The sequence below is a fragment of the Agromyces binzhouensis genome, from assembly GCF_042672355.1.
Taxonomy (GTDB): Bacteria; Actinomycetota; Actinomycetes; order Actinomycetales; family Microbacteriaceae; genus Agromyces; species Agromyces binzhouensis.
Genome location: NZ_JBHXVJ010000006.1, coordinates 281,321 through 303,948, shown reverse-complemented (window position 1 = coordinate 303,948; position 22,628 = coordinate 281,321). Strand labels below are relative to the sequence as shown.

Annotated in this window: 19 protein-coding genes; 14 read left to right on the top strand and 5 right to left on the bottom strand. The window is 73.7% G+C overall.

Annotated features, from left to right (window positions below):
- Positions 1 to 11: 11 nt before the first annotated feature.
- Positions 12 to 1,010, top strand: coding sequence for a thiamine-phosphate kinase (gene thiL / locus ACFVHK_RS12655; RefSeq protein ID WP_376929094.1), 999 nt, complete (start codon positions 12 to 14; stop codon positions 1,008 to 1,010).
- Here the strand turns inward: thiL and rsmD are convergent.
- A complete protein-coding gene (gene rsmD, locus ACFVHK_RS12650; RefSeq protein ID WP_376929093.1) occupies positions 980 to 1,582 on the bottom strand; it encodes a 16S rRNA (guanine(966)-N(2))-methyltransferase RsmD in 603 nt (200 codons plus the stop codon). The two genes, thiL and rsmD, sit on opposite strands and share 31 nt — an antisense overlap.
- A gap of 48 nt (positions 1,583 to 1,630) precedes the next feature.
- Between rsmD and ACFVHK_RS12645 the strand changes: the two genes are divergently transcribed.
- The 10 genes from ACFVHK_RS12645 to mutM all read left to right on the top strand — a co-directional run bounded on the left by ACFVHK_RS12645 (position 1,631) and on the right by mutM (position 12,501).
- Positions 1,631 to 2,446, top strand: a complete 816-nt coding sequence (locus ACFVHK_RS12645) for a hypothetical protein (protein ID WP_376929092.1) — start codon at positions 1,631 to 1,633, stop codon at positions 2,444 to 2,446.
- A complete protein-coding gene (locus tag ACFVHK_RS12640) occupies positions 2,443 to 4,632 on the top strand; it encodes an ATP-dependent DNA helicase RecG (RefSeq protein ID WP_376929091.1) in 2,190 nt (729 codons plus the stop codon). The genes ACFVHK_RS12645 and ACFVHK_RS12640 overlap by 4 nt, the downstream gene beginning before the upstream one ends.
- Positions 4,633 to 4,683: 51 nt before the next feature.
- On the top strand, positions 4,684 to 5,175 hold the full coding sequence (gene coaD / locus ACFVHK_RS12635; protein WP_376929090.1) for a pantetheine-phosphate adenylyltransferase: 492 nt from the start codon (positions 4,684 to 4,686) through the stop codon (positions 5,173 to 5,175).
- Between the two features lie 35 nt (positions 5,176 to 5,210).
- Positions 5,211 to 6,185 carry an AAA family ATPase gene (locus ACFVHK_RS12630; RefSeq protein ID WP_376929127.1) on the top strand — a complete coding sequence of 325 codons (975 nt, stop codon included), beginning with the start codon at positions 5,211 to 5,213 and terminating at the stop codon, positions 6,183 to 6,185.
- A gap of 5 nt (positions 6,186 to 6,190) precedes the next feature.
- Positions 6,191 to 7,558 (top strand): DUF58 domain-containing protein, encoded by a 1,368-nt coding sequence (locus tag ACFVHK_RS12625; protein WP_376929089.1) that lies wholly within the window; start codon positions 6,191 to 6,193, stop codon positions 7,556 to 7,558.
- The gene (locus tag ACFVHK_RS12620; RefSeq protein ID WP_376929088.1) at positions 7,548 to 9,956 is read left to right on the top strand and encodes a transglutaminaseTgpA domain-containing protein; all 2,409 of its coding nucleotides are present in this window, start codon (positions 7,548 to 7,550) and stop codon (positions 9,954 to 9,956) included. Before ACFVHK_RS12625 ends, ACFVHK_RS12620 begins: the two co-directional genes overlap by 11 nt.
- An 11-nt stretch (positions 9,957 to 9,967) precedes the next feature.
- A complete protein-coding gene (locus ACFVHK_RS12615; protein ID WP_242492394.1) occupies positions 9,968 to 10,531 on the top strand; it encodes a YceD family protein in 564 nt (187 codons plus the stop codon).
- Positions 10,532 to 10,540: 9 nt separating this feature from the next.
- A complete protein-coding gene (gene rpmF, locus ACFVHK_RS12610; protein ID WP_092669520.1) occupies positions 10,541 to 10,744 on the top strand; it encodes a 50S ribosomal protein L32 in 204 nt (67 codons plus the stop codon).
- 67 nt (positions 10,745 to 10,811) lie between these two features.
- Positions 10,812 to 11,483 (top strand): ribonuclease III, encoded by a 672-nt coding sequence (rnc, locus tag ACFVHK_RS12605; protein ID WP_242492395.1) that lies wholly within the window; start codon positions 10,812 to 10,814, stop codon positions 11,481 to 11,483.
- 1 nt (position 11,484) lies between these two features.
- Positions 11,485 to 12,501, top strand: coding sequence for a bifunctional DNA-formamidopyrimidine glycosylase/DNA-(apurinic or apyrimidinic site) lyase (mutM, locus tag ACFVHK_RS12600; protein WP_376929087.1), 1,017 nt, complete (start codon positions 11,485 to 11,487; stop codon positions 12,499 to 12,501).
- Here mutM and ACFVHK_RS12595 read toward each other — a convergent pair.
- Both ACFVHK_RS12595 and ACFVHK_RS12590 read right to left on the bottom strand, forming a co-directional pair.
- Positions 12,443 to 13,546 carry a GNAT family N-acetyltransferase gene (locus ACFVHK_RS12595; protein ID WP_376929086.1) on the bottom strand — a complete coding sequence of 368 codons (1,104 nt, stop codon included), beginning with the start codon at positions 13,544 to 13,546 and terminating at the stop codon, positions 12,443 to 12,445. The two genes, mutM and ACFVHK_RS12595, sit on opposite strands and share 59 nt — an antisense overlap.
- Entirely contained in the window at positions 13,543 to 14,616 is a 1,074-nt protein-coding gene (locus tag ACFVHK_RS12590; RefSeq protein ID WP_376929085.1) for a GNAT family N-acetyltransferase, read from the bottom strand. The genes ACFVHK_RS12595 and ACFVHK_RS12590 overlap by 4 nt, the downstream gene beginning before the upstream one ends.
- 206 nt (positions 14,617 to 14,822) lie before the next feature.
- Here ACFVHK_RS12590 and smc point away from each other — a divergent pair, with 206 nt between their 5' ends.
- Positions 14,823 to 18,350, top strand: coding sequence for a chromosome segregation protein SMC (gene smc, locus ACFVHK_RS12585; RefSeq protein WP_376929084.1), 3,528 nt, complete (start codon positions 14,823 to 14,825; stop codon positions 18,348 to 18,350).
- A gap of 39 nt (positions 18,351 to 18,389) precedes the next feature.
- Here smc and ACFVHK_RS12580 read toward each other — a convergent pair whose 3' ends face one another.
- Together ACFVHK_RS12580 and ACFVHK_RS12575 are read right to left on the bottom strand one after the other, a co-directional pair.
- Positions 18,390 to 20,054 carry an alpha-amylase family protein gene (locus ACFVHK_RS12580; protein ID WP_376929083.1) on the bottom strand — a complete coding sequence of 555 codons (1,665 nt, stop codon included), beginning with the start codon at positions 20,052 to 20,054 and terminating at the stop codon, positions 18,390 to 18,392.
- A 4-nt stretch (positions 20,055 to 20,058) separates the two neighbouring features.
- Complete coding sequence (locus ACFVHK_RS12575) at positions 20,059 to 21,045, bottom strand: TIGR03885 family FMN-dependent LLM class oxidoreductase (RefSeq protein ID WP_129234600.1); 987 nt, start codon at positions 21,043 to 21,045, stop codon at positions 20,059 to 20,061.
- Positions 21,046 to 21,202: 157 nt separating this feature from the next.
- On the opposite strand from ACFVHK_RS12575, the gene ftsY reads away from it, so the two are divergent.
- Positions 21,203 to 22,078: a signal recognition particle-docking protein FtsY gene (ftsY, locus tag ACFVHK_RS12570; RefSeq protein WP_129234599.1), complete on the top strand. Its 876-nt coding sequence runs from the start codon at positions 21,203 to 21,205 to the stop codon at positions 22,076 to 22,078.
- Positions 22,079 to 22,094: 16 nt separating this feature from the next.
- A complete protein-coding gene (locus tag ACFVHK_RS12565) occupies positions 22,095 to 22,583 on the top strand; it encodes a hypothetical protein (RefSeq protein WP_376929082.1) in 489 nt (162 codons plus the stop codon).
- Positions 22,584 to 22,628 lie beyond the last annotated feature (45 nt).

Sequence of the window (22,628 nt, the reverse complement as noted above, 5' to 3'; positions counted from 1 at the left end):
CCGTGGGAGCCATGGAGCAGCCTGCACTCGAGCCCTCTCCGACGATCGGGGAGCTTGGCGAGACGGCGGTGCTCGCCCGCATCCTGCCGCGCCTGGAACCCGGCGACGCCGCGCTCCTCGGCGCGGGCGACGACGCGGCGGTCGTGGCCGCCGCGGACGGGCGGTTCGTCGTCACGACCGACCTCATGGTGCACGGGCCGGACTTCCGTCTCGCATGGTCGCGCCCGCACGATCTCGGCTGGAAGGCGGCGGCGACCAACCTCACCGACGTCGCCGCGATGGGGGCGCGCCCGACGGCGCTCGTCGTCTCGATCGCCGCGCCGCCCACGACGCACGTCGGGTTGCTCGAGGGCATCGCCGACGGGCTGCGCGACGCGCTCGCCGAGCTCGCACCGGGTGCCGGGGTGGTCGGCGGCGACCTGTCAGCGTCATCCGTGCTCACGATCGCGGTGACCGCGTTCGGCGACCTCGAGGGGCGCGCTCCGGTGCTGCGCTCCGGGGCCCGGCCGGGCGACGTCCTCGCGCACGCCGGAGCGCGCGGCGACGCGGCGCGCGGGCTCAAGCTGCTCTTCGCCGAGGCACGCGACGCCGACGGCGAGCCCGACGCCGGCCTCGCCGACGCGGCCCGGGCGAGGCATCCGCGGCTCGTCGGAGCGCAGCTCGCGCCCTCGCCGCCGGTCTCGGCCGGCGTCACGGCGGCGACCGCCGGGGCGACGGCGATGCTCGACGTGAGCGACGGGCTCGCACGCGACGCACGGCGCCTCGCCGAGGCGAGCGGGGTCGGGCTCGACTTCCACGCCGATGCGCTCGGCCCGGATCCGCTGACGGCGCTCGCCGGCGCCGAGGATCACGGCCTGCTCGCGACGTTCCCCGCGGGTGCGGTGCCTCCCGAGCCGTTCGAGGTCGTGGGCGTCGTGAACGCCGACGCCGGGCGGCTCACGCTCGACGGCGAGCCCGTCGACACCAGCGGATGGGACCCCTACTCGGGCTGGGACGGCGGCGCCGGCTGATCCGGCCCGGTCGCTGCGGCCCACCACAGCGTCGTCTCGCCGTAGTCGCGGCGGCGCTCCGGCTCGATGCCGTCGGGCCAGGCGGGCTCGGGGGAGCGGCTGCTGCGTTCGACGACGACCGTCGCCGCGTCGGCCAGGAGCGGGGCGAGCAGCGACAGGTCGCGAGCCAGCTCGACCTCGCCGAGGTCGTACGGCGGGTCGATGAAGGCCAGGTCGACGCCCCCGGCCGCCGACTCGAGGTACGACGCGACGCTCCGCGCCTCCACGCGGATGCGCGGGGGTCGCACTCCGCGCGCGGCCCTCGCGAGCGCCGCGACGTTGCGGCGGCAGACCTCCGCGGCGGGTCGCGCCTTCTCGACCAGGACGACCTCGGCGGCGCCGCGGCTGGCGGCCTCGAGCCCGAGCGCGCCCGAACCGGCGTACAGGTCGAGCACCGCCGCGCCGTCCACGGCATCGCGTGCCTCGAGCGCGGAGAAGATCGCCTCGCGCACGCGATCGCTCGTCGGACGCGTGCCCGAGCGGGGCACGGCGAGGGTGAGCGAACCGGCGAAGCCGGCGATGATGCGCGTCATGTCTCGGGAGCATAACGGCCCCTCCCCGGGCGCTGCCATGATGGTCTGGTGGATGATTCGACCGACGCCCTGCACGCCGATCCGTCGCACCACCGGGCGCAGGAGCAGCTCGCCATCGACCGGATCTGGGACTTCGCCGATCCCGCGGCGAGCGAGGAGCGCTTCCGCGCCGCCGCGGCCGACGAGACGCTGACCGCCCACGGTCGCGCGGTCATGGCCACGCAGCTGGCCCGCGCCATGGGGATCCAGCAGCGCGAGGACGAGGCGCTCGCGGTGCTCGCCGAGGTCGAGTCGGCCGACGCGGGCGATTCCGACGAGGAGGCCGCGGAGCTGCGCGCGCGCATCGCGCTCGAGCGGGGTCGCATGGCCGCGGCCGGCGAGCGCGTCGACGAGGCCGTGCCCGAGTTCACGCGCGCCGTCCGCGAGGGCGCGCTCGGCGGCTCGACGTTCCTCGTGCTCGACGCCCTGCACATGCTCGCGCTGAACGACGCCGGACACGAGGAGGAGTGGGCCGCCGAGGGCTTCGACATCCTCGAGGGCGTCCGCGACCCTCGCCTCAAGCGGTGGGGCGTGGCCCTCCACAACAACCTCGGATGGACCAAGCACGACGGCGGCGACGCGCAGGCTGCGCTCCACCACTTCCGGAAGGCCGTCGACGCCGCCGACCGCTACGGGACGGCCGGGCAGCAGCACGTGGCGCGCTGGTCCGTCGGGCGCGCGCTGCGCACGCTCGGCCGCACCGACGAGGCGCTCGAGATCCAGCGCGAACTCGCGCTCGCGCGCCCCGACGACCCCTACGTGCGTGCGGAGCTCGAGGCCCTCGCGCCCGCACCGACGGAGGCGGAGCCTACGATCGAGCCATGACGGCCGATCGCGTGGCGGAGGGAGCGCTGACCCTCGACAGCCGCCTCACCGGCGCGCTCGGCGGTCGTACCGCGCAGGCGCTGCAGCGCGCGTTCGGGTACACGACCGTCGGCGACCTGCTCGCGCACTATCCGCGTCGCTACGCCGCGCGCGGCGAGCTGACGGCCCTCGCCGAGCTCCCGCTCGACGAGAACGTCACGATCGTGGCCGAGGTGCTCGAGGTGCGAGAGCGCACGATGCGGTCGCGTCGCGGCTCGATCCTCGAGGCCAAGATCTCCGACGGCACCGGCATCCTCACCCTCACGTTCTTCAACCAGGCGTGGCGTTCGCGCGAACTCAAGCCCGGCGCACGGGGCATGTTCGCCGGCAAGGTGTCCGACTACCGGGGTGCCCGCCAGCTCGCGCACCCCGACTACCAGCTGTTCGACGAGGCGGTACCGACGAGCGGGGCGGATGCCGCGGCCGTGCGCTGGGCGACGGCGCCGATCCCGATCTACCCGGCCACCGGCTCGCTCTCCAGCTGGCAGCTGCAGACCTCGATCGGCGTCCTCCTCGACGGGCTCGGTCCCGTCGACGACCCCATCCCCGAGCCGGTGCGGCGGGCCCGTGGCATCCGTTCGCACCGCGACGCGCTCGAAGGCGTGCATCGACCCGAGCGGGAGGAGGACTGGAAGGCAGCGCGCCGCGCGCTCCGCTTCACCGAGGCGTTCGTGCTGCAGACCGCGCTCCTCGAGCGCCGTGCCGCGGCGCGCGCGCACGAGGCCGTGCGCCGCGAACCCCGCCCGGACGGCCTGCTCGAACGGTTCGAGGCGTCGCTGCCGTTCTCGCTCACCGACGACCAGCGCGAGGTCGGCGGCGAGATCCTCGCCGACCTCGCCGAGCCCGTACCCATGAACCGGCTCGTACAGGGCGAGGTGGGCTCGGGCAAGACGGTCGTCGCGCTCCGCGCCATGCTCGCGGTCGCCGAGTCCGGCGGGCAGTCGGCGCTCCTCGCGCCGACCGAGGTGCTCGCCGCCCAGCACCTGCGCTCGATCGCCCGCATGCTCGGCCCCGAGCTGGCGGCCGAGCTCATGCCCACGCTGGTCACCGGACAGCTCCCCGCAGCGGAGCGGCGGAAGGCCGCGCTGCGCGTCGCCGCCGGGCAGTCGCGCATCGTGGTCGGCACGCACGCGCTCCTCGGCGACACCACGACGTTCGCCGACCTCGGCCTCGTCGTCGTCGACGAGCAGCACCGCTTCGGCGTCGAGCAGCGCGAGGCGCTCCGGCTGAAGGGACGTCACCCGCACGTGCTCGTGCTCACCGCCACGCCGATCCCGCGTACCGTCGCGATGACCGTCTTCGGCGACCTCGACGTGAGCACCATCCGCCAGCTGCCCGCGGGCCGGGCCGGGATCGAGACGCACCTCGTGCCGCTCGCCGAGCGCCCGACCTGGCGTGCGAGGGTCTGGGAACGCCTCGCGGAGGAGCTCGCCGAGGGCCGGCAGGGGTTCGTCGTCTGCCCGGCGATCGAGCCGAAGGTGGCGGAGGAGGATGCCGAACCCGCGGAGGGCGAGCCGGCCCCCGGCGCCGGCCCCGCGGCATCCGTCGCCTCGGTGCTCGCCGAGCTGCGGGCGCTGCCGTCGCTCGCCGGCGCGCGCATCGCGCCGCTGCACGGGCGGATGTCGGCCGACGACAAGGACGACACGATGCGCGCGTTCGCCGCGAAGGAGCTCGACGTGCTCGTCGCGACGACCGTGATCGAGGTCGGAGTCGACGTGCCGAACGCGAGCACGATGGTCGTCGTCGACGCCGACCGGTTCGGGGTCTCGCAGTTGCACCAGCTGCGCGGGCGAGTCGGCCGGGGGAGCGTGCCCGGCCTCTGCCTGCTCGTCTCGCACGCCGAGGCCGGCACCGTCGCACGCGAGCGCCTCGAGGCCGTCGCCACGACGCTCGACGGATTCGAGCTCGCGCGCGTCGACCTCGAGCTCCGACAGGAGGGCGACGTGCTCGGCGCGACGCAGTCCGGCGGGCGCTCATCGCTGAAGCTGCTCCGCGTCGCGCGCGACGGCGACCTCATCGCCGACGCCCGCGACGCCGCCGCCGAGCTGCTCGCGGACGACCCGGGACTCGCCCGGCACCCGGCGCTCGCGGCCGCCGTGCGGCGCCGCCTCGACGACGAGTCGAGCGAGTACCTGAGCAGGGGCTGAGACTCTCCGGCACCGCTCCCGGAGCGCCGAACGCGCACTACGCTGGCACGTATGCAGCGGATCGCCGTCGTCCCCGGATCGTTCGACCCTGTCACGCGCGGACACCTCGATGTCATCGAGCGGGCCGCCGGCCTGTACGACCAGCTGCACGTCGTCGTGGTGCACAACCCCGACAAGTCGGCGCTGCTGCCGATCGCGCAGCGCGTCGCGCTCATCGAGCAGTCCATCGCCGACGCCCGCATCCCCGGCGACATCGTGGTCGCGTCGTGGAGCATGGGCCTGCTCGTCGACTACTGCACCGACGTCGGCGCCTCGGTGCTGGTGAAGGGCATCCGCTCGCAGGTCGACGTCGGCTACGAGACGCCGATGGCGATCGTGAACCGGCACCTCGCCGGCGTCGAGACGATCTTCCTCCTGCCCGACCCGGCGAACGCGCACGTGTCGAGCTCGCTGGTGCGGCAGGTCTCCGCGCTCGGCGGCGACGTCGCCCCGTACGTGCCCCGGTCCGTGGCCGAGTACCTCCAGGGGGCGATGCGGGCATGAGCGACACCGAGGGCGCCGTCGGCCTCGCGGGCGCGATGGAGATCGACGAGGTCGGCGATCGTGCGGCGGCCATCGTCCGCAACGTCGAGACGGTGATCAGCGGCAAGCGCGATGCCGTGACCGCCTCCCTCACCGTGCTCCTGGCCGAGGGGCACCTGCTCATCGAGGATGTGCCGGGCGTCGGCAAGACGATGCTCGCCAAGGCGCTCGCCCGATCCGTGGACTGCACGGTCAGCCGCATCCAGTTCACCCCCGACCTGCTGCCGAGCGACGTCACGGGCGTCTCCGTCTTCGACCAGGTCTCCCGGCGGTTCGAGTTCAAGCCCGGTCCGGTGTTCGCGAACATCGTGATCGGCGACGAGATCAACCGCGCCAGCCCGAAGACCCAGTCGGCGCTGCTCGAGTGCATGGAGGAGCGCCAGGTCACGGCCGACGGTACGACGTACCACCTGGATCAGCCGTTCACCGTCGTCGCCACGCAGAACCCGGTCGAGATGGAGGGCACGTACCCGCTTCCCGAGGCGCAGCGCGACCGCTTCATGGCCCGCATCTCGATGGGGTACCCGGCGAGCGCCGACGAACTGGCGATGCTCGCCCAGCGCGAGACCGCGAGCCCGCTCGACAGCCTCCAGCCCGTCGTCTCGCTCGCCGAGCTCCGCGCGATGATCGAGACGGTCCAGCGCGTGTTCACCTCGGAGCCCGTCAAGGCGTACGCGGTCGACCTCGCGCGGGCGACGCGCGAGGACCGCCAGCTCCGGCTCGGAGCGAGCCCCCGGGCGACCCTCCAGCTGATCCGCGCGGCGAAGGCGCACGCCGCCATGCACGGCCGCGACTTCGTGCTGCCCGACGACGTCGATGCGCTCGCCGTGCCCGTGCTCGCGCATCGCCTCGTGCCGACCAGCCGTGCCGTCGGCGGGCACGACCACGACGGCGGCCCGCTCATCGACCAGATCGTGCGCCGCATCGTCGGCGAGACGCCCGTCCCGGTCGGCAGCGCGCGGAGGGAGTGATCCTGATGGCGCGGGACGGCCGGGTGCGGCACCAGGCGCGTCCGCGCCTGACCCCGCGAGGGATCGCACTCATGGTCGTGGGCGGCATCCTCTTCGGCGTCGCGCTCTGGTACGACCTGCGCGACATCCTCCTCCTCGCCGCGGTCGGCCTCGCCATGCCGATCGCTGCGCTCGGCTTCCTCGCCGCGCGTCCGCCGCGACTCGCCGTCCACCGCACCTTCGAGCCGCCGGTCGTCGGCGCCGGGCACTCGACGACCGTCCGGCTGCGCGTGCACAACCGGAGCCGCCGGGCGTTCGACGGTGCGCACTGGCGCGACCTCGCCTCTCCGGCTCTCCGACCGCCGCCCGAGGCGATCCTGCCCGCGATCGGGCGCACCGAGGGGATCCTTCCCTCGGGCGACGACACCGTCGGCCTCGAGTACCGGCTGCGGACGCCTCGGCGCGGGGTGTTCGACGTGGGGCCGCTCCGCGTGGCGGTGACCGACCCGTTCGGACTCGCGCGCATCGATCGGGTGGCGGGCGGCGCCAGGGACCTCGTCGTGACGCCGCGCGTCACGCCCCTCGAGCCGGCGGTCGGCCTGCTCGCCAGCGTCGACGGCACGGTGCACGCGCTGCAGCGCCGCACGCGGCCGAACAGCGACGAGCTCATCGCGCGCGAGTACCGGTACGGCGACCCGCTCCGGCGGGTGCATTGGGCCGCCACCGCCCGTCGCGGCGAGCTGATGGTGCGCGACGAGGAGCAGCGCGGCGACCCCGAGCTCCGCATCCTCCTCGACACGGCCCTCGGGGGGCGTGTCGCGCACCCGGCGTCGGGCTCGCGCGACCGCTCCGACGCCCTCGACCCGGCGTTCGAACTCGGCGTCGAACTCGCCGCATCGCTCGGCGTGCACCTGCTCGGACGCGGTTTCCGGGTGCGACTCGACCCGGTCGAGGACCCCGCGGCGCACATCGAGCCGATCGCGCCGGAGGCGGGCGGCTACCGCGCCCCGGGCGGAGACCTCGCGCTGCTCGAGGACCTCGCCCGGTTGGACCCGGCTCGTCGCGACGTCGGGCGCGGCGAGCAGCGTGAGGCCCGGCGGCATCCCACCGCCCCCGTGACGTCGGTGCGTCGCGACACGCGGATGCCGGCGATCGCCGTGCTCGTGGACCCGTCCGGCGATGCCGCCGAGGCGCTCGTCGCACTCCGCAGCTCGGTCGAGCCCGCGATCGCGTTCGCCGCCGACGCCGTCTCCGCCCGCATCGTCGAGCGGCTCGAGGAAGCCGACTGGCGGGTCATCCGCGTGCACCGGGCCGCCGACCTGCCCGCCGCCTGGCAGGACGCGTGGCGGTCCGCCCGCGAGGCGGTGCGCTCGGGAGGTCGCCGTGGGCCCTGACCGCTACCCGCTGACCCGCGCGCAGTCGCTCGCGCTGTCGGGGGTGAGCCTGCTGCTCCTCCTCGTGGCGACGACGGCGCTCGGGCCGCTGATCGCGGGAAGCGGATGGTGGTGGGCCGGCGCCGTCGTCGCGGTCGCGGTGATCGGCGGTGGAGCAGCGCTCCGGGCCGTCCGGACGCCGCCGTCGCTGGTCCCGCCGCTCGAGCTCGTGGTCATGCTGCTCGCGCTCACGCTGCTCTTCGGCGGCGGGACGAGCCTCGCACTGGTGATCCCGACGACCGAGACGTTCGCGGTCTTCGGGGAGCTCACCGAGGGCGCGCGCCGCACGATCGAGCAGCAGTCGGTGCCGGCGATCCCGGTTCCCGCGCTCGTCTTCGCGATCACCGTCGGCGTGGGACTCATCGCCGTCCTCCTCGACCTGCTCGTCCAGACCGTGCGCGTCCCCGCGCTCGCCGCGATCCCGATGCTGGTGCCGGTCCTCGTTCCGGGACTGTTCCTCGCGGACGGCGCCGAGGTGCCCGCGCTCGTGCTCACCGCGGCGGCCTACCTGCTGCTGCTCCGCGTCGACGTGCGCGTGCGGCGCGCCGCGGAGCTCGTCCAGGAGGACGATCGCGACGACGCACCGGTCGTCAGCGCGCCCAAGCGGGCGCCGATCGTGTCGACCATGGGCGCATCGCTCGGCCTCGCCGCGATCGGGCTCGTCGCGGCATCGGTCATCGCCGCCGCCACGCCGAGCGTGAGCACCAGCTTCCTGGTCGGCACCGGCGGGCCGGCGACGCTCTTCGCCAGGGGCGTCAGCCCGTACGTCGACCTCGGTCGCGACCTGCGCAGGCCCGAGCCGGTGCCCGCCTTCTCGTACGTGTCGCCCGAGGGCGAGCGACCGTACTTCACCCTGCTCACGATCGAGCGACTCGAGGGCCAGGTGTGGTCCGCGACCGACCGTGCGGTCGACGGGGACAACACCCTCGGGACGCTGCCCGGGCCCGACGGACTCGCGGACGACGTGCTGGTCGAGCCCCGTCCGATCGCCGTGCAGGTCGACCAGGTCCGCACCGCGTGGCTTCCGGTGCCGTACCCGACGACCGAGGTCAGCGGCGTCAGCGGGTCGTGGTTCTGGGACCAGGGCACGCTCAACGTCCGCAGCGTCGACTCGACGACGCTCGGGCAGCAGTACCGCCTCACCCACCTCGACGTGCAACCCGATATCGCGCAGCTGCGCTCGGCGCCCGTGCCGTCACCCGGCGCGGTGGCCGACGCGACGCGCCGACTGCCCGACGACGTTCCGCCGATCATCGCCGAGACGGCGGCCGCGGTCACGGCCTCGGCGCCGACGCGGTACGACGCGGCCGTCGCGATCCAGGCGTACCTCCGCGGTTCGGACTTCGAGTACTCCGAGAGCGCCCCGGTGGTCGACGGCTACGACGGAGCGGGGTTCGACGCCATCGCCGCGTTCCTCGAGCAGGGTGCGGGCTACTGCGTGCACTTCGCGTCGACCATGGCCGTGCTCGCCCGCGAGGTCGGCATCCCGTCGCGCATCTCGATCGGGTACACCGCCGGGACTCCGGGCGACGGGCGGGTGGACGACCAGGTCGTGATCGAGGTGGACTCGCACGACCTCCACGCGTGGCCCGAGCTCTACTTCGAGGGCGTCGGGTGGGTGCCGTTCGAGCCCACGCCCGGCCGCGGGACCGTGCCCGACTACACGCGACCGAACGCCGGACAGGCCTCGCCCGGGGTGGTCCCGACCGGGCCGGCCGCGACGCCGGGGGCGACGGGCCGGCCGGAGGGCGATCCCGACCGGGCGCTCGGCGGTCCCGGCGGCACCACCTCGGCCGGGGCGCGGGCCGCGCAACTCGGCCTCATCGGGCTGGCCGTGGCGCTCGTCCTCCTCCTGCCGGCGATGATCCGCGTCGGCGTGCGCTCGGTGCGCCGCGGCGCCATCCGCTCCGGAGACCGCCCGGCGGATGCCGCGTGGCGGGAACTCCTCGCGACCGCCGTCGACCTCGGGCTCCCGGTCGATCCGCGGCGCACCGTGCGCGGGCTCGCCGCCGAGCTCGCCGACCGGCCGGCCTTCCGCGCCGACCCGGAGTCGCCGCCGGGCGGCCGCCCGGCGGCGCGCGACGCGCTGGAGCGCGTGCGCGACGCGGTCGAGCGCGAACGCTACGGTCGCGTCCGCGGCCGGGACGCGGCGGCGGGCGCCGTCGACGTCGGCCCGGCCGGCTCCACGGACCGGGAGCGCGCGCGCCGGGTCGCACTCGCCGCCGACCTCGAGGCGTCCTCCGCCGCGCTCCGTGCCGACGCGCCCGCTGCGCGCCGCGCGGCGGCGGTGCTGCTGCCGATGTCGCTCCGCCCGTCGGCGCGAGTCGCGTTCGGCCGCCCCGCACCGCCCGGCGAGTAGGATCGTCGTTCGTGGCCGTACAGCATTCCCCATTCCGCATCAGCGTGCGCGACCTCGTCAACCGTCCCGGCGAGATGCGCGAGCAGCAGTTCGACGTGCCTGCGCCCGAGCCGCTGGGCGAGGGACTGGTGTCGATCCGGCAGGGGTCCGACCTCGCGATCGACGTGCGCCTCGAGTCCGTCCACGAGGGCATCCTCGCCAGCGCGGAGGTCGACGCGACGGCCGAAGGCGAGTGCGGTCGATGCCTCATCGACATCGCGCTGCCCGTCCGAGTCGAGTTCCAGGAGCTTTTCGCGTATCATTCTGGGGAAGCTTTCGAGTATGAGGTTCAAGACGACCACGTGGATCTTGAACCGCTCATCCGAGATGCGGTGGTGCTGGCACTGCCGTTCCAGCCGGTGTGCCGGCCTGACTGCCCGGGTCTCGACCCAGAGACCGGACAGCGTCTGGCCGATCATCCGGAACTCGTCACCCCTGTAGAGCACGACCCGCGTTGGGCTGCGCTCGCAGGGTTCACGGCTTCCGAAGACGAGGGCGCGGATGCTTCATCCGACGCCGACCTGCAGAGAGATTGAGAGAGAGTCATGGCTGTTCCCAAGCGGAAGAAGTCACGCGCCAACACCCACGCGCGCCGTTCGCAGTGGAAGGCCGAGGCCCCCACGCTCGTCAAGACCGTCGAGAACGGCAAGGTCACCTACAGCCTCCCGCACCGCGCACGCGTGGTCGAGGACTCGGCGGGCACCCCGCTCTTCCTCGAGTACAAGGGCCGCAAGGTCGCCGACGTCTAGTCGGCCCGTGAACGACGAACGACCGGTCGTGAGGCGCGTCGAGCGCACGGACACCGGGGCCGACGAGCTGGCCGAGCTGCAGCGCACGCTGCGCGTCGAGCTCGACCCCGATCTCCTGCTCCTCGCACTCACGCACCGGTCGTTCGCGTATGAGAACGGCGGCATCCCGACCAACGAGCGTCTGGAGTTCCTCGGCGACTCGATCCTCGGGCAGGCGGTGACCGTCAAGCTGTTCACCGACCACCCCGAACTCGACGAGGGCGAACTGGCCAAGCGCCGGGCGAGCCTCGTCTCGAGCGTCGCGCTGGCCGAGGTCGCCCGGGCGATCGGCCTGGGGCCCTACATCCGACTGGGCCGCGGCGAGACGATGACCGGCGGCGCCGAGAAGCCGTCGATCCTCGCGGACACCGTCGAGGCGATCATCGGCGCGGTCTACCTCTCGCGGGGCGGCGAGGTCGCGACCGACCTCGTGCTGCGGCTCATCGCGCCCCTCATGCGCGACCCCGACCGGTTCGGGGCGGCGATGGACCCCAAGACGAGCCTGCAGGAGATCGCCGCCCGCCGCGGTGCGACCGCGCCGTCGTACTCCGTGAGCGAGAGCGGCCCCGATCACAGCAAGCACTTCGTCGCGACCGTCACCGTCGCGGGCCTGGTGACGGCATCGGGCGAGGGCTCGAGCAAGAAGCAGGCCGAGATGGCGGCCGCGCTCGAGGCCTGGACCACCCTGAACGACCGCTGACGTGCCCGAACTGCCCGAGGTCGAGGTCGTCCGCGCCGGGCTCGCGCCCGCGGTCACCGGCGCACGCGTCGCCGCGGTCGAGGTGCTCGACGCCCGTTCGCTGAAGCGCCACGAGGCGGCATCCGGCGACTTCGAGACGCTGCTCACCGGCGAGCGCATCGAAGCCGCGGTGCGTCGCGGCAAGTTCCTCTGGATGCCGCTCGCGGGCGGCGGTGCACTCGTGGGGCACCTCGGGATGAGCGGCCAGCTCCTGCTCCGCACACCGGACCATCCGGGCGACGACCGCCATGCGCGGATCCGGTTGCACCTCGAGCACCCGGAGCACGGCGAGCTCCGGGTCGACTTCGTCGACCAGCGCATCTTCGGTTCGATGGCGATCGATCGCATGGCGCCGACCTCGGACGGACGCGTGGCGGGGTTCTCGGCCGACGTCACCGGTCCGTGGGCGCGATCGATCCCGTCGCAGGTGGCGCACATCGCCCGCGACCCGCTCGACCCGGCGTTCGACGACGACGGGTTCGCCGCCGCCCTCGCCCGCCGGGCGACCGGCATCAAGCGCGTGCTGCTCGACCAGGGCGTGGTGTCGGGCATCGGCAACATCTACGCCGACGAGGCGCTCTGGGCGGTCCGCATGCACGGCGAGCAGCCCGCGTCGAGCCTCAGCCGGCGGCGGGCGCGCGAACTGCTCGCGGCCGTGCGCGAGGTGCTGCAGCGGGCGCTCGCCGAGGGCGGCACGAGCTTCGACGCGCAGTACGTCAACGTGAACGGCGCATCCGGGTACTTCGCCCACTCGCTGAACGCCTATGGTCGCGCCGGCCGTCCCTGTCCGCGGTGCGGGACGCCCATCGTGCGCGAGGCGTTCATGAACCGATCGTCGCACCGCTGCCCGCGGTGCCAGCGGCTGCGCGCCGGCGTCCGCAGCGGTGCGTCGACGGGCGCCTCGACGCCGGTCGCACGGGTCATCCCCGCTGCCATGTCGCCTGGATCGAGTGCGGGCGGAACCCCAGTTCGCGGTTGATCGCGAGCATGGGCCCGTTCTCGTCGGCGTTCCAGGTGTAGACCTCCGTCCGCTCTGGTGCGGCGTCGGTCAGCGCGACCAGGTTCGCGAGCTTCATCCGCATGCCGAGGCCGTGTCCGCGGTGCGGGCCGAGGACCAGCGTGTCGTCCTGGTACGCCCCGCGCTTGCCGGGGGCGAGCGTGAGGATGGTGAAGCCGGCGACCTCGCCGCCGGGCGCGATCGCGGCGACCGTCAGGTGCGTGCGCCCGGCCGCCACGGCGCGCGCCTCCTCGTCGAGGATGCGCGCCGCGTCCCAGTGCTCGTCGGGGAAGTCGACGGCTCCGCTCGGCGCCTCCGCCACCATCTGCGAGCGGGCGAGGGCGAACGCGTCGAGGTGCTCGGCGGGCGTGTGGTCGCGCCAGTGCTCGAGGCGGTAGCCGTCGGACCGGGCTGCCTGCTCGGCGAGGCCGCGGACGCGTGCGGCGATGCCGGAGACGGGGAGGGCGCTCGCCACGAGGAGCTGGCCGAGCCGGTAGCCGCGCGACCGCGCGAATCGGACCGACGGCGCCCCGGCGGGCAGGGACGCACCGCCCTGCGGTGCGTGGAGGCGCTCCCCGGAGCCGTCGTCCGTGCGGTGCTCCGAGATCATGATCGTGGCCTCGCGTCCGGCGTCGCGAGCGGATGCCTCGATCGCATCGAGCACGCGACCGCCGAGTCCGCGCCGGCGATACGCGGGGTCGACGCCGACCATCGTGATCATGGGCGCGGCGTCCTCCTGCTCGCGCTCCCACCACGCGGCGACCGCCGCGACCAGGCGACCGTCGTCGAAGATCCCGAACCGACGTCGCTCGAGGTACGGGTTGCCGCCGAGCACCGCGAGCTCGGCCGCCGAGTGGCTGAACTCGTCCGTGCCGACGGTCTCGAGCTGGATGCGACGGGCGAAGTCCGCGTACGCCTCGAGGTCGGCCGACTCGGGGATGCCGATGCGATCGGAGGCCAGGATCGGACGGAGCGTGCCCGGACCGTCGGTCGCTGCGGCGCCGGCCGCCGGCGCGTCGCCGTTCACGGCCGCTGCCAGACGGACTCGAGGGCGAACGGCCGGAAGCCGAGGTCGAGGTTGATGGCGAGCATGTGCTCGTTCTCGTCGGCGTTCCAGGTGTAGACGCGTTCGCGCGAGGCATCCGTTCCCTGGAGCAGGAGGAGGTTCTCGAGCTTCAGGCGCATGCCGAGCCGGTGGCCGCGGTGGTCGGCGAGCACGATGGTGTCCCACTGCTCGACGGCCGGGGAGCCGGCGAGCAGCGACAGGACGGTGAAGCCCGCGACGGTGCCGTCTGGCGCGACGGCCGCCGCCGTGAGCGTGGTCCGCCCCTTGGCGAGGGCACGACGCTCCTCGTCGCGGACCCGGTCGGCGTCCCAGTGCTCGAGTTCGTACGCGATGGCGCCCGACGGTGCGTCGACCGACATGCGCTCGTGGGCCACGGCGAGCGAATCGAGGAGGTCGTCGGGTGCACGGTCGACCCAGGTGCGCACCCGGTAGGGATCGGATGCACCGAGGTCCGCGAGCCGCGAGCCGAACTCGGCTGCGCGCCCCACGACGTCGAGCACGCTGACCCGGTCGAGCTGGCCGAGCGCGTAGCCGTGCGACAGGGCGAACCGCGCGGCCGGGTCGTCGGCCGGGATCGTCGCGTCGCCCTGGGGGGCGCGCAGGAGCGCCTCGGCCGGGCGTACCAGGTGGTCCGCTCCGTGGTCGGCCGACAGCACGAGGGTCGGGCGCCCCGCGTCGGACGCGACCCGTTCGGCGTGCGCGAGCAGCGTCGAGCCGACGTCCTGACGGCGGCGGTCGGGCGCGACGCCGAGCATCGCGAGGTACGCGGTCCGGGCATCGTCGTCGCGCTCCCACTCGAGTTCGGCGATCCCGATGAGGACGTCGCCGTCGAACGCGCCGAGCGGCACGTGCGCCCGATACGGGTCGTCCGCGAACTCGCGGAGCAACTCCGCCACGGGCCGCGCGAGCTCGTCGGTGCCCAGGCGCTCGACGTCGAGCCCTCGGATCAGCGCGGCGTACGCGTCGAGTTCGGAGGGTGGCGCGGCATCCGCCGCCGTCGGCAGCCGGATCTCCCGGACCTCTGCGCCCATGCGTCCTCCCTCGACTCGGAGCAGCCTGCCAGCCTAGCCAAACGGCGGTCCGCCCGGTACCGCGATCCGAGCCGGTGCCCCGTGGACCGGGCGCACCCGGCCGACCCGATCCGCCCGAACGCGGCGAGCGAACCGGGCCCGCGGCATCCGCTCGGGTACGCTCATCCGAGGCATCCAGCACCATCACGCCGCGACACCGGGGGGACATGTACCTCAAGAGCCTCACCGTGAAGGGCTTCAAGTCCTTCGCGCAGCCGACCACCTTCGCCTTCGAGCCCGGGGTCACGTGCATCGTCGGCCCGAACGGCTCCGGCAAGTCGAACGTCGTCGACGCGCTCGCCTGGGTGATGGGGGAGCAGGGCGCCAAGACGCTCCGCGGCGGCAAGATGGAGGACGTCATCTTCGCGGGCACCTCGACCCGCGGGCCGCTCGGCCGCGCCGAGGTGAGCCTGACCATCGACAACTCGGACGGCGCGCTGCCGATCGAGTACACCGAGGTCACGATCTCGCGCACGCTGTTCCGCAACGGCGGCAGCGAGTACGCCATCAACGGCGAGCAGTGCCGCCTGCTCGACGTGCAGGAGCTGCTCAGCGATTCCGGGCTCGGCCGTGAGATGCACGTCATCGTCGGGCAGGGCCAGCTCGACCAGGTGCTGCACGCCAGCCCCGAGGACCGTCGCGGGTTCATCGAGGAGGCCGCGGGCATCCTGAAGCACCGCCGCCGCAAGGAGAAGACGCTCCGCAAGCTCGACGCGATGCAGGCCAACCTCACGCGCCTGACCGACCTGGCCGCGGAGCTGCGCCGCCAGCTGAAGCCGCTCGGACGCCAGGCCGAGGTCGCGCGCGAGGCCGCGGGCATCGCCGCGGTCGTCCGCGACGCGAAGGCCCGGCTCGTGGCCGACGAGGTCGTCGAACTGCGCCGCGCCCTCGAGGCCGCCGGACGCACCGAGCACGAACGGCACGCCGAGCGTCTCGTGCTGCAGCAGGAGCTCGAACGCCACCAGGCGCACATCGAGCGGCTCGAGCAGGCGCAGGGCGGCGACGACGTCGACGCGGCCCGTGCCGTGAGCTTCGCGCTGGAGCAGTCCGAGGCCCGGCTCCGCTCGCTCGACTCGCTGGCGCGCCAGCGCATCGCGCTGCTCTCCGCCGCCGACGAGGGCACGGATGCCGCGCCGACCGTGACGCTCGCCGACATCGATGCGGCGCGCGGCGAGCTCGACGGCATCCGCGGCGGCGTCGGCGACGCGGCGTCCGCGCTCGAGCAGGCGGCCGCGACCACCCGCGATGCCAGGACCGCGCTCGACGCCGTCGACGAGGAGATCGCCGCGCAGGCGGCGCGCGTCAGCGAGTACGACCTGCGTGCGTCCCAGCTCTCGGGCCGCGCCGACACGGCCGCCTCGAAGCTCGCAGGGGTCCGCGGCGAGGTGCTCCGGCACCGGAACGCGCTCGATGCGGCGCAGCTGCGCCGGGAGACCGCCGCCGCCGACCTCGCACGGGTCGAGGCCGAGTCCGACGCCGATCCCGCCGCCGCGACCGACCTGGACGAGGCGTACGAGCTCGCACAGGCAGCGGTCTTCGAGGCCGAGGCCGAGATCGAGAAGCTGCGCGAGGCGCTCCACGACCGCGAACGCGAACGCGACGCCCTCGGGGCGCGCGTCGGCGCGCTCTCGCTCGCGCTCGACCAGAAGGACGGGTCGGCCGCGCTCGCCGCATCCGGCACCGCGGGCGTGCGTGGCCTGCTCGCCGAGCACCTGCGCGTCGAGCCCGGCTACGAGGCCGCGATCGCCGCGGCGCTCGGGCCGCTCGCCGAGTCGGTGCTCGTCGACGACCGCGACGCGGCGCTCCGGGCCGTCGAGGTCGCGACCAAGGGCGACTTCGGGCGCGTCGCCCTCACGATCGCCGAGCCCGGCGCCGGAGCCGGCAGCCCCGGGAGCGCTGCGGTCGACGGGCTCACCCCCGCCGCCGCCGTGGTCACCGCACCCGCCGGCGTCCTCGCCCTCCTCGGCGAGGTGCTCGTCGCAGACGACCTCGACGCCGTCCGCGCTGCCGAGCACGCGCTCGCCGCGCTCGACCGGCCGGCGACCGTGATCACGCGCGACGGCACCGTCGTCGGGCGCTACGTCGTGCACGGCGGCTCGGGCCGCACGCAGAGCCGCATCGAGCTGATCGCCGAGCGCGATCGAGCCCGGGCCCGGCTCGACGAGGTCCGATCCGACATCGAGCGCGCTCGCTTCGACCTCGACGAGCAGCGCGGCGACGCCGAGCACGCCAAGGAGCAGTCGAAGCTCGCGCTCGCGGCGCTCCGCGAGTTCGACGCGCAGCTCGCCCAGCGCACCGAGTCCCTGAACCGGGCCCGCGTGCAGGCCGAGGCCGCCGCCGCCGAGACCGAGCGGCTCGCCGAGGCCCTCCGCACCGCGGAGGAGCGCATCGCCGAGGCCGAGCAGGCGGCGACGACGGCGAAGGAGGAATTCGAGGCCGCACGCGGCGAACCGCGACCCGTGCTCGACGCCGACCGCCGCGACGGCGCGCTCGCCGCACTCGAACGCGCCCGCGAGGGCGAGGTCGAGGCGCGACTGAGGCTCGAGACCGCGCGCGAGCGGGTCCGCGCCGAGGAGGCGCGCATCGTCGCGATGGAGCGCCAGCACGAGGCCGAACGCCGCGCCGCCGAGGAGGCCGCGCGTCGCGCCGTCATCCGTCGCGCCCAGCTCGAGGCCGCGTCGCGCGTCGCCGACGCGCTTCCGCCGGTCCTCGCCGCGGCGGGTCGGTCGGTCGCCGAGGCCCGCGTCGCGCTCGCCGCCGCCGAAGCAGAGCGGGCGAGCCGCAACGAGGAGGTCCAGGTCGCACGTCGGGCCGAGGCATCCGCCCGCGAACGCCTGCAGGCCGTGACCGAGGACGTGCACGGCCTCGAACTGCGCATCTACGAGAAGAAGCTCCACGTCGGCTCGCTCGTCGAGCGTGCCGAGAGCGAGCTCGGGCTCGGCGAGGAGGTCCTCGTCTCCGAGTACGGGCCCGACCAGCCGATCCCGGACGAGGCCGACGCCGAGGCCGAGCCGCGGCCGTTCGTGCGCGCCGAGCAGCAGAAGCGACTGCAGGCGGCCGAGCGCAAGCTCGCCCAGCTCGGCCGCGTCAACCCGCTCGCGCTCGAGGAGTTCGCGGCGCTCGAGCAGCGCCACCAGTTCCTCACAGAGCAGCTCACCGACCTCGCGAACACCCGGAAGGACCTGCTGACGATCATCGAGGAGATCGACGGGCGCATGGAGTCGATCTTCCGCTCCGCCTTCGAGGACACGCGCGCGGCCTTCGCCGAGGTCTTCCCGATCCTCTTCCCGGGTGGTGAGGGGCGCATCGCGCTCACCGACCCCGACGACCTGCTCACGACCGGCATCGAGGTGAGCGTGAAGCCCGCGGGCAAGAAGATCGAGCGTCTCTCGCTGCTCTCCGGCGGCGAACGCTCGCTCGCCGCGGTCGCGCTGCTCATGGCGATCTTCAAGGCCCGCCCGAGCCCGTTCTACATCATGGACGAGGTCGAGGCGGCCCTCGACGACGCCAACCTGGGGCGCCTGCTGACGACCTTCGAGTCGCTGCGCGAGGAGAGCCAGCTCATCGTCATCACGCACCAGAAGCGGACGATGGAGATCGCCGACGCCCTCTACGGCGTCTCGATGCGCCAGGACGGCGTCTCGGCGGTCGTGGGGCAGCGCGTGCGCGAGGAGTTCGGCGCGAAGGCGAGCTGAGCAGCGCGGCCGAGCGGATGCGGCGGCCGCGCCATCCGGTCAGGTGAGCCGTCTGTCGCCCGGCGCGAGCACCCGGAACCAGCGGTACCCGTACGAGTCCAGCTCGACGTCGACCCGGCCGCGATCGTCGATCGGGTCGGCGTCGACGGCGAACAGGTCGGAGAGCACCGCGTCCTCCGGCAGGTCGCCCAGTTCGAGGGTGACCCGCACCGGGTGGGGCGCGAAGTTGTGCAGCGCGACGAACCGCAGGTGGTCCTCGGTGATGCGGTGTGCGAGGACCGCGGGTTCGCCGACGTCGAGCAGCTCGAACCGGCCCCAGCCGATCTCGGGCGAGCTGCGGTACCTGGTCACGAAGCCGCGGATGACCGCGAGCAGCGAGTCGGGATCGTGCATCTGCGCCTGGACGCTGACGTGCTCCGGGGCGTACCCGTCGGAGGGCGGTGAGGCCGCGAGCCGCCCGGGCGCCGCCCGGGAGAAGCCGCCGTTGCGGCCGCCCGTCCACTGCATGGGCGTGCGCACGGCCTGGCGCTTCTCCTGCTCGCCGTTCTCGCCCATGCCGATCTCCTCGCCGTAGAAGAGCACGGGCGTGCCGGGGAGCGAGAAGAGCAGGCTGTAGGCCATGCGGATGCGGCGCGGATCGCCCTCGAGCATCGTGGGCAGCCGTCGCACGATCCCGCGGCCGTACACGCGCATCCAGTCCTCCGGGGCGAACGCGTCGAAGACCTCCTCGCGCTCGGCGTCGGAGAGCTTGTCGAGCGTGAGCTCGTCGTGGTTGCGCACGAAGTTCGCCCACTGCTTCTCGGGCTCGAGCTGGGGGCGCCGGGCGAGCGTGTCGCGGAGCGGCGTGGCATCCTGCCTCGCGAGCGACAGGTACAGCCGCTGCATCGCCTCGAAGTCGAACTGCAGCGTGAGCTCGGCCGGATCGCCGTCGGCCCCGAAGTACGCGATCTGCTCGTCATACGGCAGGTTGACCTCGCCGAGCAGGATCGAGTCGCTGGCGCGCCGCTGCAGGTACCGGCGGAGGTCGCGCATGAGCTCGTGCGGATCGCCGATGTCCACGCCGTCCGGGGGCTCGATGAGGAAGGGCACCGCGTCGACGCGGAACCCGGAGAACCCGAGCTCCAACCAGAACCCGACGGTCTTCGCGATCTCGTCGCGCACCTCGGGATTGGCGATGTTCAGGTCGGGCTGGTGCCGGTAGAACGAGTGCAGGTAGTACTGCCCCGTTCCCTCGTGCCACTCCCACACGCCCTCCTCCTCGCCCGGGAAGACGCTTTCGGCCGGGTTCGGCGGGATCTCGTCGCGCCACACGTAGAAGTCGCGGTAGGGGGCGTTGCGGCCGCGCTTGGCCGACACGAACCACGGGTGCCGGTCGGACGTGTGGTTCATGACGAGGTCCATGATCACGCGGATGCCGCGGTCCCGCGCCGCACGCGTGAACGCGACCACGTCGCCGAGCGATCCGAGTCGCGGGTCGACGCCGAGGAAGTCGGTGATGTCGTAGCCGTCGTCCTGGTCGGGCGAGGGCTGGAACGGCATGAGCCAGATGCAGGTCACGCCGAGTTCGGCGAGGTGGTCGAGCCGGTTCGCGAGCCCCTCGAAGTCGCCCGTGCCGTCGTCGTTCCAGTCCATGTAGGTCTCGACGTCGAGGCAGTACACGACCGCGGTCTTCCACCACAGGTCGCCTCGGTCGGTCGCGCGCATCGGCTCAGCCCTCGATGCCGGCCGACGGGCCCGCGGCGCGAAGCGCGGGCAGCACGTGCGCGCCGAACGCGTCGATGAACCCCTGCTGCTCCTGCCCGACATGGTGCAGGTAGATGCGGTCGACGCCGAGGTCGGCGATCTCGAGCAGGGCGTCGAGGTGGCGCTGGGTGTCGGAGGTTGCGAGGAGCGTGTCGGCCACGTCCGACGGGTCCGCGTCGGCCGTCCGCTCGTCGAACGCCTCGGGGGTCGCGAGCTCCCACGCGAGGTGCGGCGGAACGAGGCTCTGACGCCACTGGTCGTGCGCGATGGCGAGCGCCTCGTCGTCGGTCGGCGCCCAGCTGAGGTGGACCTGGACGCAGATCGGACCGCGGCCGCCGGCGCCGCGGTACGCGTCGATGAAGTCCCTGAGCGCGTCGCGCTCCTGGTCGACCGTGATCACGCCGTCGGCCCACTCCGCGGTCTCGGCCGCGGTCTCGGTGCTCACCGCGGCGGCGATGAGCGGCGGCGCCTCCTCCGGCCGCGTCCAGAGCCGAGCCTCGTGCACGCTGACCGTGCCCTCATGGGTGACCGTCTCGCCGGCGAGGAGCCGTCGCATCACGTCGATCGTCTCGGCGAGCCGGCGATCGCGCGTGTCCTTGTCGGGCCACGGTTCGCCCGTGATGTGCTCGTTCACCGCCTCGCCGCTGCCGATCGCCGCCCAGAACCGACCGGGGAACATCTCGCCGAGCGTCGCGATCTTCTGCGCTGCGACGGCCGGGTGGTACCGCTGGCCCGGCGCGGTCACGACGCCGAGCGAGAACGAGGTCGCCTGCAGGGCCGCCCCGAGCCACGACCAGGCGTAGCCCGAGTGCCCCTGGCGGACGCTCCACGGCGCCCAGTGGTCGCTGCACATGGCGGCGTCGAAGCCGGCCTGCTCGGCATGCACGACGGCGTCCAGGAGCGCGCTCGGCGGGAGCTGCTCGTGCGACGCGTGGAATCCGACGAGGGGCATGGTGGTCTCCTTCCGCCCAGCCCGATGCTTCCGCGCGAAGCGTGGACGGGCAAGGCCTTGCCGTCGGGGCGCGCGGCCGGTACGCGGGCGCGGGCGAGCGGCATCGGGTCGTCAGGCGCGGCGAGCCGGAGGCATCCGCCCCCGTAGGCTGGGAGGCATGGCAGAACGCGCATCGTGGTCGCTCGGGTCGGCCCTCCGCAACGTGTTCGGCGCGAGGACGATCGACGAGGACACCTGGGACGACCTCGAGTCCGCGCTCATCCGCGCCGACTTCGGTCCGGCGGTGACCGAGGAGATCGTCGATTCGATCAAGGCGCAGGTCGAGCGGTACAAGACCACCGACCCTCGTGACGTGCAGCGGATGCTCCGCGAGACCCTCGAGGAGCGGCTCGCCAAGTACGACCCGACGCTGAAGCTCACCGAGCGCCCCGCGGTCGTGCTCGTCGTCGGCGTCAACGGCGTCGGCAAGACGACCACGATCGGGAAGTTCGCGAAGTTCCTCGGCAACTACGGCCGGAGCGTCGTCGTCGGCGCGGCCGACACGTTCCGCGCGGCGGCGGTCGACCAGCTCGCGACGTGGGCGGAGCGCGCGGGCGCCCAGGTCGTGCGCCCGGAGCGCGAGGGCCAGGACCCGGCCTCCGTCGCCTTCCAGACGGTCGACTACGCCAAGCGCACCGGCACCGAGATGGTCATCATCGACACCGCAGGCCGCCTGCACACCAAGGGCGGGCTCATGGACGAGCTCGGCAAGATCCGGCGCGTCATCGAGAAGCAGGCGCCGATCAGCGAGGTCCTGCTCGTGCTCGACGCGACCACCGGCCAGAACGGGCTCGCGCAGGCCGAGGCGTTCATCCAGCACGGCGGCGTCACGGGCCTCGTGCTGACGAAGCTCGACGGCTCCGCCAAGGGCGGGTTCGTCATCGCGGTGCAGGAGAAGACCGGGCTGCCGATCAAGCTCATCGGGCAGGGCGAGGGGATCGGCGACCTGACGGGCTTCACGCCGCACGTGTTCGCGCAGCAGCTCGTCGGCTGAGAGGGGAGAGAGCGGGATGTCCATGGAGCACGACTACTTCGGACTCGTCGGCGACTACTGGTCGGAGGACGTCGAGTACGGCGACCAGCGCGTGGAGGTCGTCCTCGACGCCGACGCCGACACCGTCGCGCGCACGGCGCTGGACGTCGCGGCCACGCTCGTCGGGGAGATCGAACTCGTCGACGACGAGCTCCGCTCGGCGTTCGTCACGCAGCTGGACTCGAGCTCGTCGCCCGTGATGCGGTTCCTCGCCACGGTCCTCGACCCCGGGCTCGAGCAGGCCGAGGAGGTCGAGGCCGCGATCGGGCGCGACTCGGGCGACCGCCAGATCGACGCGCTCCGCTCGATGTCGCTCCTCCGCGTCGACCTGCGTCCCGACGCCGACGAGCCCGGCGACGCGTTCGCCGAGTTCGAGTACGGCCTCGCACCGGAGGACACGGACGAGCGGCTCGTCGCCTCGATCGACCTCGAGCGCGAGATCGTCGACGTCCGCTTCGAGGGCTGACCCCCTGAGCGGATGCCCCGGAGTCGCCCTCTAGACTTGACGGCA

Excerpts from the sequence above, each read along its gene's own strand:
- thiL (WP_376929094.1), top strand. The coding sequence starts at position 12 with ATGGAGCAGCCTGCACTCGAGCCCTCTCCGACGATCGGGGAGCTTGGC.
- rsmD (WP_376929093.1), bottom strand. The coding sequence starts at position 1,582 with ATGACGCGCATCATCGCCGGCTTCGCCGGTTCGCTCACCCTCGCCGTG.
- ACFVHK_RS12640 (WP_376929091.1), top strand. The coding sequence starts at position 2,443 with ATGACGGCCGATCGCGTGGCGGAGGGAGCGCTGACCCTCGACAGCCGC.
- coaD (WP_376929090.1), top strand. The coding sequence starts at position 4,684 with ATGCAGCGGATCGCCGTCGTCCCCGGATCGTTCGACCCTGTCACGCGC.
- ACFVHK_RS12630 (WP_376929127.1), top strand. The coding sequence starts at position 5,211 with ATGGAGATCGACGAGGTCGGCGATCGTGCGGCGGCCATCGTCCGCAAC.
- ACFVHK_RS12625 (WP_376929089.1), top strand. The coding sequence starts at position 6,191 with ATGGCGCGGGACGGCCGGGTGCGGCACCAGGCGCGTCCGCGCCTGACC.
- rpmF (WP_092669520.1), top strand. The coding sequence starts at position 10,541 with ATGGCTGTTCCCAAGCGGAAGAAGTCACGCGCCAACACCCACGCGCGC.
- ACFVHK_RS12590 (WP_376929085.1), bottom strand. The coding sequence starts at position 14,616 with ATGGGCGCAGAGGTCCGGGAGATCCGGCTGCCGACGGCGGCGGATGCC.
- smc (WP_376929084.1), top strand. The coding sequence starts at position 14,823 with ATGTACCTCAAGAGCCTCACCGTGAAGGGCTTCAAGTCCTTCGCGCAG.
- ACFVHK_RS12580 (WP_376929083.1), bottom strand. The coding sequence starts at position 20,054 with ATGCGCGCGACCGACCGAGGCGACCTGTGGTGGAAGACCGCGGTCGTG.
- ACFVHK_RS12575 (WP_129234600.1), bottom strand. The coding sequence starts at position 21,045 with ATGCCCCTCGTCGGATTCCACGCGTCGCACGAGCAGCTCCCGCCGAGC.
- ftsY (WP_129234599.1), top strand. The coding sequence starts at position 21,203 with ATGGCAGAACGCGCATCGTGGTCGCTCGGGTCGGCCCTCCGCAACGTG.
- ACFVHK_RS12565 (WP_376929082.1), top strand. The coding sequence starts at position 22,095 with ATGTCCATGGAGCACGACTACTTCGGACTCGTCGGCGACTACTGGTCG.